This is a genomic window from Aquimarina penaris (genome assembly GCF_040786285.1).
GTDB lineage: Bacteria > Bacteroidota > Bacteroidia > Flavobacteriales > Flavobacteriaceae > Aquimarina.
In genome coordinates this window covers 202872-215388 of record NZ_JBFMKQ010000001.1, presented here as the reverse complement: position 1 = coordinate 215388, position 12517 = coordinate 202872, and the positions used below count along the sequence as shown (strand labels likewise).

The 12517-nt window shown below is 33.8% G+C and carries 4 protein-coding genes; all 4 read left to right on the top strand.

Annotation, left to right across the window (positions count from 1 at the left end):
• Window positions 1-4: 4 nt before the first annotated feature.
• From ABW637_RS00810 to ABW637_RS00795, 4 genes are read left to right on the top strand one after another with little or no spacing between them, the layout of a single operon-like run.
• Entirely contained in the window at window positions 5-295 is a 291-nt protein-coding gene (locus ABW637_RS00810; RefSeq protein ID WP_367582720.1) for a PAAR domain-containing protein, read from the top strand.
• Between the two features lie 10 nt (window positions 296-305).
• A complete protein-coding gene (locus ABW637_RS00805) occupies window positions 306-728 on the top strand; it encodes a GPW/gp25 family protein (RefSeq protein WP_367582719.1) in 423 nt (140 codons plus the stop codon).
• 18 nt (window positions 729-746) lie between these two features.
• On the top strand, window positions 747-5318 hold the full coding sequence (locus ABW637_RS00800; RefSeq protein ID WP_367582718.1) for a baseplate J/gp47 family protein: 4572 nt from the start codon (window positions 747-749) through the stop codon (window positions 5316-5318).
• 2 nt (window positions 5319-5320) lie between these two features.
• Window positions 5321-12514, top strand: coding sequence for a baseplate wedge protein (locus ABW637_RS00795; RefSeq protein ID WP_367582717.1), 7194 nt, complete (start codon window positions 5321-5323; stop codon window positions 12512-12514).
• Window positions 12515-12517: the final 3 nt, after the last annotated feature.

Here is a 12517-nt window from a genome sequence, read left to right as displayed (position 1 = left end):
CATTATGCCAGCAGCAGCAAGAATAGTAGACATGCATACATGCCCATTGTTTAATGGACCAGTACCACATGTTGGCGGTCCGATAATAGGGCCACCAAAGTCTCTGGTATTGATCGGTGGTATGCCAGCAGCAGTAGTGGGTGATATGTGTGTCTGTGTAGGGCCTCCAGATACTATCAATAGAGGGTCGGGAACAGTTTTTATTGGGGGTAGTCCTGCGGCAAGAATGGGAGATATGACCACGCACGGAGGAACAATTGTCCAGGGGTTTCCAACAGTAATGATAGGAGGATAAAATAAAAAGAATGAATACGAATAAAGCATATTTAGGAACAGGGTGGTCATTTCCACCAACATTTGATACCGATAGTAAAACGGTAACTATGGTTAGTGCCGAAAAAGATATAGAACAAAGTCTTGAAATCTTACTGTCTACAAGTTTGGGAGAACGCGTAATGCAACCCGATTATGGATGTAATTTAAAGGATTATCAGTTCGAAAGTACAGATAGCGCATTAATTGGTTTTATAAAGGATTTGGTTGAAAGGGCAATACTTTTTTTTGAACCCAGAATTAAATTAGAACGAGTGGATATTACCGAAGAGGATTCTTTTGATTTGATAGAGGGTCTTTTAAAAATTATTGTTCACTACGAAATTGAAGGAACTAACACCCGTAATAATTTTGTGTACGATTTCTATCTAAGAGAAGCAAATCAAGGGATATAAATACAAAGGTATAAGTAAATGAAAAACCCATCAAACATAGCACATCCCTTAAAAAACAGAACTGGGACAAGTCAACGAAACCGAGTTTTGCAAGCTTTGGGAACAGACTCTGCACTCATTGATGGAAAAACAATGGCGGATAGATTGTATTTAATTAGTGAGTATGCCAGACAAATTAATTTCTATCAATATAAAAAAACCGAAATCAAAGGAGAGTATCAGGAATTAGATGATTGGTCGTTATTTTTTAAAGATAGTTTGCCTTTTCAATTAGCAATGTTAAGCAAAACATCAATTGAAGAATTAGATGCTCAGTTTCTATTTTTATACGAAGAACTAAAAGCGAATCCATCAAAACAATCCCTCGAATCACTTTTCAATTTTATTCTTAATAAAATCATAGCACCTACCACACAACTTTTTAATACGGTAGCAAATGAAGAAAATAGTTTTACAGATTCGTTATTAGCAATCATTAAAACCTCGTTTTCAGATGCCATAAAATCATTAATCTGTTTATATAATTCTAGTACTAATTTTTTATGCATTACTAAAAAGAATTTTAACGATTTTATGAGTCCTCCTTGGCAATTAAAAGTTGAAGAGATATACGCTTTAGATTTATGTATTAAGCAAGTTAGAACAGGAAAAAAAGAAGCTTTTTTAAAGGCAGGAGAAGTATTAAACACCATATTTCAGCAAGTATTAAGTGGTATGCAAGATATTGTAAATGCAGCACCAGATTATATTGATGAAAGCCTAATACCTTTAAAAGAATCATTACAAAAAAAACACCAGCCACATATAGCACTCGTATTTACTTTTTTAGAAGTGTTTAAGCACTTTAAAGGTAATATAAACGAACTAGGCAAGAAGCATTTAGATTTCTTTTATGAACAAGTATTACGATTAATTCCTAAAGATGCTGTCCCCGATGAAGCGCATATTGTTTTCGAACTTGCAAATCATAAAGAACAGTATGCTATAAAAAAAGACTTGTTATTAAAAGATGGAAAAGACGGTAATAACCAGGATATACAGTTTGGCCTTGATCATGAAATTATTATAGATAAAGCACAAATAAAGGAGTTAAAAACGCTTTCTCTTTATCCAATAAAAGTAAATGATGTAAAACGTATTGAAGGAATATATATAGCTCCAAAGGCTAACTTGGCCGATGGCGTAGATAAAGAATTTAAAGAAGGTCAACCTGCCAATTGGCCAACACTTGGAGATAAGTATAGTAAGTATATTAAAGAAGGAGAAGAAGAAGCCGAAGAGTATCCAAAAGCTAGATTAGGGTTTGTGTTATCATCACCAGTATTATTATTGGAAGAAGGTAAACGAATGATCGAAATAAGACTTAATTGTAATTTACCAAAAGATGGATATACAGCACTGCAAATAAAAAATAACCTGGATCAAATTGCACTACAAAAAGTGTTTTCATTTACTAAAGAAGCTGTAAATAGATGTGCTACAATAGCTGAAGAAACAAAAAAATACTTGTTAGATATACTTGGTAAAGAAGATAAATATATAATCGAAGGTAGCTTAAAAGAGTTTTTAGGAGAAAAGGACCCAATTAGCTGTGTGCCATTTTTAGATGATGACCAGAAATCTCGTTTATGTGATTGCGGAGTATTCGTCGAAGAAACTTTTCCCGATGTCAGTCAGCTTTTTATGATTTCTTTTAGCGGTGAAGAAGAGTGGATCATCCCAAAACCAGATAACATTGAAAATGTCGAAATAAACCTTCCCGCATTTCTAGAATTAAATACCGATGGGGATATACAATTTATGTTTAAAATAACATTAGATGATGATGATCCTAAGGTGGTCTTTTTTGATGAAGAAAAACTAAAAGAAAAAATTGAACTTAAAACACCATTTCCATTAGTAAAAATAGAACTTAATCCTAAAGTAAAAAAGAAGCTAAATGTTTTTACATGTGATGAAATTACAGGAGGACCTGTTATACTTAATGGAAATAATCGTAATACATGTTGCTTAAAAAAAGATGGAAATCCACTTGAAGAAAAAGAAATATCACCTTATAACTTTTTAAAAGGCTTAGCACTTATCGATGCCAAAATCGATGTTAAGGTCTGCGGAGTTAAAAATATAATAGTCCAAAATGATGAAAATTTACAGGATGTAAACAAACCCATGTTTCCGTTTGGACCACGACCCAAGGTCGATGCTTCCTTTTTTATTGGATCAAAAGAAGTCTTTTGCAAAAACTGGGAATCTTTTAGAGTTGGTGTTGAGTGGAAAGACAGGCCTCAAGATTTTACCGATTACTATGAAGCCTATAATCAAGATGGAGGGGCTCCGATCACGAACAATAGCTTTCAAATGGAAGGCAGTATTTTGGATAATGCCTTATGGAAGAAAGACAATGATTTAAAGACGATTTTTATTGATAAGGATCCTTTCTCACTTTGTATACCAGTTGATCCACAGTTTTGCCCACCAATTGATCCACTGTTTAATTTTAATGGATATGTCTGGGATCGGTCAGATTTTCCAATGGATATGTATACAGAAAAATCAATGCCGATTGATCCATTATCTCCACTCACCGTAAATTCTAGAAAAGCTTTTTTTAGAATGCGACTCAAAGGAGAAGATTTTCAGCATGATCAATATGCATTTGTACTTGCAAAACAAGTAATGGCACTTGCCAATATTATTGATGCAAAAACAGCAGAAACTGTTCGAGAAGACCTAAGATTATTAAAATTATTAGGTGATCGAGCGATAATAGTATTGGGTACTATATTAGGAAATGTTGATTTCATGGTTACGGAGATAAACGCTTTGAATGATACTGAAATACCAAATCTATTAAATCTCGCTAATCTTATCCAACAAGATTTGGTTTTTGTGAATAATAACTATAATAATCCAGGTTCTCCTGCCCTAGTTCTAAATGCCCTGGGCAATGTTAATGTGATGCTTGTTGAATTAGATCCTAATCTTAATGCATCATCGATATTAGATCAATTAGATCATACCAAGACTCATCTAGATACAATCAAAAGTCTGATAGAGAATAACCCTGGACTTCCCTTTAATACGACAAGTATTCCAGATAATGAGGTTGATAATAATCTAAACGCTTATGGTTTACTGATTATCTTAATTGATATAAGCAGGAGAGTTACCAGAGTAACTGATCTCTTAGATGTACAAGAAGACGCCAAATTACCTAACGAACCGTATACCCCACAGATCAAATCCATATTTGTAGACTATAAGGCTAAAGCCGAAATAGAGGATATGGATATAGTTCATCTCTATCCATTTAAGGATACATCTAAGCAAGAGAATATCGTAAATGAACCGACACTTTTCCCATATTTTGATGATGAAGGGACTTTGTTTATCGGAATAGAAAAAATAACAGTAGGAGGTAGCTTGTCTATGCTTTTTCAATTAGCTGAAGCTACTGCCAATTCAGAATTAGACAGAGCAGAAATTAACTGGCAGTATTTAAGTAATAACGAATGGAAACCACTTGAGTATGATTTTAAAGTGATTTCTGATACCACAGATGGTTTTACGGTATCTGGTATTACTACCATAATCATCCCAGAAGATATCAATAATGATGGGAATACTGTTATGCAAGGTCCTTTTTATTGGCTCAAAGTTGCAGCACCCGAAAATGTAAAAGCAGTTGCCGAAACGATAGGCATTCATACTCAGGCTGCAAAAACATCGGCAAGAATTACAGAATTAAACGATAAAACCAGATTAGAAGAAGCTTTAGAAGCTGGTGGTATTGCCAAATTAGTTGAAGCAGATTTTAATATTAAAAAAGTAGAGCAGTTGTACCCCTCATTTGGCGGTAGAGTTCCAGAAGCCAATGGGCACTTTTATACAAGAGTTAGCGAGCATTTAAAGCACAAAGGAAGAGCACTAATGCTTACTGATTATGAAAAAATTGTTTTAGAAGGCTTCCCCGAAATTTATAAGGCAAAGTGCATTACGCATACCATGGGGCTTTCTGCTATTGATTATAAACGTGATCTGGAAATAGCACCAGGTTATGTTGTGGTTACCGTAATTCCTGATTTAACAAAGCTTAAATCTGGAAATTTACAAGAACCCAAAGTACCCGTAAGTCTGCTAGAAAAAATAGGAGATCACATTAGAAAAAGAACGTCTCCTTTTGCTCGACTTAAAGTCATGAATCCAAGGTTTGAATATGTTGATGTATCAATTAAGATTCGACTATATCGCGGTAAATCACCCGATTTTTATAAGAAAAAACTCAAAGAGGACATTACGCTATTTTTAGCGCCTTGGTCGCTTGGCGATTCAGAAAAACTTGCTTTTGGCCAAGTCGTACTCTTTTCTGATATCGTTGGATTTGTTGAACAATTAGAGTATGTAGATTTTATCGTAAGTCTGCATCTAATGGGTGAATGTGAACAAACAGGATCTATTATAAAACCACTTACAGCAAGATCGGTTTTAACCGCAGGAGAAATTTGTGTAGAAGATGATAAGGAGGAATGTCCAGACAATGAAACCACTACTCCCGACCTCGAGATTAATAAATTATATCAATCAACGTAAGAATGGCAGGATTATCAGAAAATACTATATCTGTTATTAAGCAAAATGATCCAAATTTACCAGAATATCTGGATTTTGAAAAGCTTAGAAAAGAGGGACTTGAGCATATCGGTAATCTTTCAGGAAAAATATGGACCGACCATAATGTACATGATCCAGGCATTACAATTCTTGAAGTTTTAGTCTATGCTTTAATGGATTTGGGTTACAAAACAAATCTTCCTTTCGAAGATTTAATTGCTCGGGAAAACAATCAAGACAAAGACGATAATTTTTTAACTCCTTTAGAAATACTAACAGTAAATCCGGTTACAATAACCGATTATAGAAAATTACTTCTAGAGATCGAAGGTGTTCGAAATGCCTGGTTAGAACCTGTAAATCAAGAAGTGAATCTATTTGTAAATCAAAATATAGATAGTTTAAGCTGTTCTCCATCTGTGCGCCCAAATGATGAGGTAGGTATTGAAACCTATGACAATAGTGCTATTGTTGCTTATGATGATTGTATAATTGATGCCAAATTTGAAGAACTTTTTCTAAACGGATTATATAAAGTTTATATAGAAAAAGAAGAAGGTATCGATGATGATCAAATCAAGAAAGAAGTAATAGAATTACTTTCTAAGTATAGAAATTTATGTGAAGATTTTATTGATATAAAGGTTTTAAAGCCAATTAAATTTGGGGTTTGTGTAGATGTCGAAATACGCTTGGGATACGATCCTCAAGTAATTTACCCAAAAATTATTAAGGAGCTTAAAAACTTTATTCAACCCGAAATTAGGTACTATACACTCAATGAACTTCTGGATAAAGGAAAAGCTATCGACGATATTTTTGCCGGAAGACCTTACAGAAAAGAAAGCTTTGGATTTGTTGATACCGATGAGTTTGAACAATTAAAAAAACGAGAAGAAATTCATCTATCAGACCTGTATAACATTATTCTTAGTATAGAAGGTGTTCGGAAAATAAAAAAAATACACATAACCAAAGAGCAACAAGGAGGTAACATGGTTTCATCTATGTCTTGGATACAAGCTATAGAAGAGTACCAGGTTCCTATATTTTCGATCGATGATACTTGTGTAGATTTATACAACGAACAAGGGTTACTTAAGATTGATAAAATTAAGATTCTAAAGTCAATTTCTTTTGGTAAAAAATTTAGATTATCAATAGGTAGCCTGGATAATGAAATTCCTTTCGGGATTTATCATGAAGATATCAATGATTACTACGCTATTCAGAACGATTTTCCGACGGTATATGGAATCGGAGAAGAAGGTTTGCCTGATAGTGCATCATTATTGAGAAAAACTCAAGCACTACAACTCAAGGGGTATCTATTGTTTTATGATCAAATATTGGCCAATTATACTTCTCAACTAGCTAATATACGCTCATTGTTTTCACTAAAATTCGAAAAAGAAAGAAGTGAAGAAGAAAAGAAAACATATTTCACCCAGATTCCGGAAAGCATTCCCGGACTAGAAGACTTATTAAGATTTTATGATAAGAATACCACCCAAACTGAAGGCACTATACTTGCGTATCCTGTAGCAGACGATGAACAATGGAGAGATGCATTAAAAAAACTTGAAGAAAACCCCAGAACCGAATTATCCATTGGCAACTATTGTGAAGATGGAACGGCATTAGTTGATTCTTATGCTTTTCCTTCAGTAAACATACGTTCTATACATGTAAACCAATTAATTGATTCCTTTTTTGCCAAAAACTATACAATACAGATTTTAAAAGATCGTTTTGGTTGCTTTTTTGTATTATATCCTAGCCTACCATGCGGAATAGTACTAGTAGGAACAAAAAGATATGCAACCGACGACATAGCAAAAAGTGAAGCCAAAAATGCTGCTTTCTTTGCTGCAACAAGTAATAACTATAGTTTATCTACTCGAAAATCACAAGACGAAACTCCCGATCAACATTATTTTAGTATTACATATCACCCAATATCATATATAAATCTTATTCAGGAATTAACCGAGGATAAAGAAGAATATATTTCGAGACGTAAGCAGTTTTTAGATCATTTATTGGCTCGGTTTGGTGAGGAATTTACCGAGTATTCATTACTTCAATATAAAGGTAAATTAAGCCAATCTGAGTTGGATGAAGAAATGATCAATGATCAATCTTCATATATCAATGAATTCGCAGAATTAAGTAGAAACCGAGGAAAAGCATTTAACTACCTACAACCTTCCTGGAATACCGATAACGTTTCGGGGTTTGAAAAAAGAGTTTCCCGATTATCGGGAATTGAAAATTATCACAGGAGAAATCTATGCAATTTTGAAGTAACCGAATGCAATAGAGTAATACTTAAGGACCCAAAAGGAAATCTTCTTTTTAGAGGTAATATTAGCTATGAAACAGAAAAGGAACTGAATCTCGCTGCAAAAGATATCTTACTAAAGCTACGTGACTCTAAATCCTATACAGCATTAGAAAAAAAACTAAACGGTTTTGATTCTACTGTAATAGCCAGGGTATTTTGTGAAGAACCAACAGATGAGAATATTAAAATCACAAAGTATCACTACGATCAAAGATTATTAAATCATGATAATATAGAAGTTGTTCGCAGTAAGAACACTAAAATGACTTCTGAAGAAACGGCAATCAATAAAAGAGAAGAATTCGTTAAGAATATAAATAAGCAAACTTCTTCTGATGGATCTAAAGAAAGCAAAGAATATCGTTTGCTTCCGGTTGATAAAGAAAATTACTACCTGGATGTTAGTACTCTAAAACCTAAGATTGATCCTATTATTAGCTGGAAATGGCATATTAAAGATGCAGTATCAAATGAGAAAATATCAAGCGAAATTGGTTTCGAAAATGAAGAAGAAGCATGGGAGCAAATGATGAAACAAGCAGAGTTAAATCATTATTTGACCGAGCATGATACTGGATATAAATGGACTCTCGATATACCAGACGAAAAAATTTCTTTTCATGGATTGGGGTGCTATCCAGATAAAGATAAAGCAATCGCAGCATGGCGAAAAGCAAAAGTTTTAGGAAATTCTTCAAAAAATTACACCACCGAAAAAGGAGAAAACACCTATAAAATACTATTACAGAATGAAAAGAAAAAAATCATTGCCGTATCAGACGGTTATGAAAATCATAGAGAAGAAATTATAGATGGTTGCATAAAAGTTTTTGGTAATAGAAGAACTAAACCTAGTTACAAGGAAGAGAAAACTAAAATTGGATTTAAAATTCCTGTACAGGATACGATAACGCCACTAGTTAGTTATTGTGTTTATGATTCTAAAAAAGAAGCATTACAGGAAATACGTAAAGTTTTTGAGCTGGGAGGTAACAAAAAAAATTATCTTCAATCAGGAGATGAAGGAAATCCAGAGTATAATTTCTTACTTAGAGATGCCAATGATTCATTCCTGACCTTACCGCCTAATGATTTTGAAATTGCATCAGAACGTAACAAGGTGTTAAATTCAATGCTTCGTTTTTTTAAAGACAGCGAACTACCCGTTTTAGTTAAAGAAGAACCACGAAGATACGTTTGGTCACTTTCAGAAACAGAAGATATACTATTAAAATCAGAATCCGAATTCTCATCTAAAGCGAGAGCACAATCCAATTTTGATAAGGTGATTGCAATCGAAGCATTGAAAAGCTTTACTAAACTATGCAGTGAACATCTTTATAAGTTTGAGGTTACTGGTACTCCTGCCGAATATCGATATGTGTATGGAAACAGTAATTCACTTCACGAATTACAACCAATTTTTATGAGTAGTGACATTTATAAAACTGAAAAAGAAACTCGGGAGGCCTACACAGAATTTGTTGAAAAATTACCTAAACTATCACTAAAAGTATCCAGAAAAAAAGATAACGCATCTGAATTTTCTTTAAACGACAAAAACACTCCCATTGCAATACAATATAATGACAAAGAGATTAACAAATTTTCAAAAGAACCTATTAAAGGGTCGCTAGAAGATGCAAAAGAAATAACTAATTATATAAGTACGGTATACACAAACAACACAACTCCCAATGAAGAGTTTGTGGCGTCAGAAATGATAGAGGATAAAAGAACATCTTATGAGTGGAGGTTCTATAAAAAAAATGCTCCTATAGCCAAGAATCCTTATTTGTGTGACCAAAAAGAACAATCAGAAACAATCAAAAGAATTATTTGTGATAAAACACCACCAATTGACTTAAGAATTTGTCCTCCTAAACAAATTGTTGTTTGCCCTCGAGAGGATAAAAATATATATCACTATCAAGTTTGTTATAAAGATAAAGATGGTAACGAGTTTGTTTTGATAAGTTATGCCGGTTATCAAACTAGTGCAGAAGCTGAAGCTGCCTGGGGAGAAGAATGGTTAGAGGTAATTAGACTGGCTAAAGATAAAGATGAATATACAGAAGAAGGAAAAATAAATGTTAAAGAGGAATATAAAAACCCCGAATCCGAAGATTGTAATGAAGCTTCTTTTATTGCAGTAATCCCTAAAGAGAAAAGCGATGAAATAGGAGGTAATGAGGAAACTTTGGTCAATTATTATGTGCAATTAGCAGAATTATTTCCCGTATATAAAGTCGAAATTGAAGAAGATGAATTGGATGATGAACAAGATCATGAAATTATAAAATGCAAGGATAAATACAAATACAGAGTCATCGTTCCCGAGAAAGGATTGATAGATAATAGAGTATGCACTAACCCTGATAAAAATGAATATCAGGGAACCCTATTATGGGATAGTGTAGATTGTTTTGATAGTATTGAAGAAGCAATAAAAGAGTACCAACATTTTTATGCACTAGCCAACACTCCCAATAATTGTAGAGTTCTCTGCGAAAAAGGTAAGTTTTATGTGGGTATGGTCGAGGTATTAGCAGAGAGTTCATGTGATTTTGAATCATATGTAGATGCTTGGGATAGCAAATATCCAACTAAAGTAGATTCTTGTAATAATTGCATTCCAGGAGGAGTACGAGAATTCGTGTATGCTGCAGAAGATGATAGAAATTATATCCCGATGTGCGATCAACAATACTGGAAATTTAAAATAGTTTCTTCAAGTTATTTTGTAGTAGATCATACATGCTGGTATAACTCTGAAGCTGAAAGAGATGCCCAAATTATAGTGTGGGAAGAAATCATTGGAAACCTGGATTGGAGCAAATATATTATTCAAGATCAAGCTGCAGATTCACAAAAAAAGACTTTAAAAGCCAGAACTGAAAACCTCGATACAATAAATGATTACATTAACGAGAACCCAGATAGAATTCAAAAACTTTGTGAATATGTAGAAATTGCCAGAGAATGTATCAAGATATGTTCTAAAGATAACCCCACAGAGGATAAAAACGATGCTTTTCTAAAATGTTTTTTAGAGAAAATACCTGTTGATGGTGATGTAGATGCTCAAAATGTTGATTTAGAAAACATATATTATTTAATCAACTATTTCCCGGTTTATAAAACAGATAAGGGATATTGCTACAGATTATATTGGTCTCCTGATGGTGATGAGACAATTCCTAATAACGAATTACAACCTTGTGGTTGTGACGAAGAAACCGATGAAGATGAAAGAGCTTGTACCGAAGAGTATCCTTTTATAAGTAGCAATTGCTATTCGTGTTGCTCTGAAGCATTACTAGAATTTGTTCGATTCTGCGAGTTAGTTACAGATAAAAGATACAGTATAGAGTGCATCTCAAAAACAAAGTATGGCCCGTATTCTTTTCAACTCATTGATACAAGCAAAGAGATTGCATACCACCCCCAACAATATACTTGTCTGCAAGAAGTAGAAGACGCAATTAAAATGACCAAACAATGCATCGATGATCCAGGAATGCATCTTGTAGAACACATCTTACTAAGACCAAGAGATAGGAGTCAATGTCAAGAACCCATAGTGGTCGAAAGAGCCTTAGCAAACCAAAAAGTCGAAAATTGTCTATTACCCATTTGTCCTGATTATTGCTGCGAAATAGATTGGCAACCAGACCTAGATAAGGATGATCCTTGTGCAGAAGATCCTGAAACTAACATGATTCATTATTTGCCAGGAACAGACCCTTACTCTTTTTGGGCTACGGTTGCATTGCCATCATGGATAAAATGTTTTAGAACAAAAGATTCTCGCCAAATTTTTGAAAGATTATTATATAAAGAAGTACCGGCATTGGTAGGGTTAAATATTTTATGGCTAAGCCCACAAGATATGTGTACGTTCGAAGATAAATATAGAAGGTGGTTAGAATGGATAGAAGTTTCGCAAACATATAAATATGCTCTCGAAAAAGAGCAATATGACCCAATGCAAAAAATATGTGAGCCCGAAAATGGATTACCTCATTGTTCGTTAGTCGATTGTATAAAAACCTTAAAATCTGAACCAGCATGTGCTTCCTCACCAGAAGAACAAGGGGATTGCAGTTGTGAGGATAATGAATGGGTAAATGATAATGAATGTTGCTTGCCTAAAGAAACCGAAGGAACCATTTTTTGGTCCTGTTGTGATGAAGATAATGAAGACGAAATACCTGGCTATGACGTGGCAGTTCGTAATCAAAGTTTAGATATAAAGACCACCAATGCGGTAATAGAAAAGCCAGCAACTCCATCTAAAGACATTAAAAAGAAGGCGATATCAAAAACTAAAAAGGGTACAACCAAAAAAGCGAAGAACGTAGTAAAAAAAGAAGCAACTAAGGATAAATCTGAACAAGATTTATTGATATTGGTAAGACAAAGGAAACCTAAATATCTATCCAATATAAAAGCATTAGCAGATGATGATATGGTGAAAACCAAAAGCTATGAGCGAACGGTGTTCTTTTTACAAAATACTCCAACAATACCTGGTTATGTACAACTGGTAAACTTCTTTAAAAGGTATAGCCTACAAAAAGATAATAATATAGAGGGTTTTTTAGGCTTGTTAAAAAATGCAACATGGCATTTACTAGATAAACTAACCCTTGATCAGAAGGGCGAGATTACAAAAGATGATATTAATGATCTTAAATCCAACTTTAAAATATTAAGTGAAAAGGGACTTTCTCTCAAAGAAATAGCAAAAGAATGGAAAATAGAAGATGTAAAATCATTGGCGAATACAAAATCTCTTGGTCAGATAAAAAGTGTATTAAAATAGGAA

Coding starts and splice junctions, on each gene's coding strand:
- ABW637_RS00795 (WP_367582717.1), top strand. CDS start 5,321: ATGGCAGGATTATCAGAAAATACTATATCTGTTATTAAGCAAAATGAT.
- ABW637_RS00810 (WP_367582720.1), top strand. CDS start 5: ATGCCAGCAGCAGCAAGAATAGTAGACATGCATACATGCCCATTGTTT.
- ABW637_RS00805 (WP_367582719.1), top strand. CDS start 306: ATGAATACGAATAAAGCATATTTAGGAACAGGGTGGTCATTTCCACCA.
- ABW637_RS00800 (WP_367582718.1), top strand. CDS start 747: ATGAAAAACCCATCAAACATAGCACATCCCTTAAAAAACAGAACTGGG.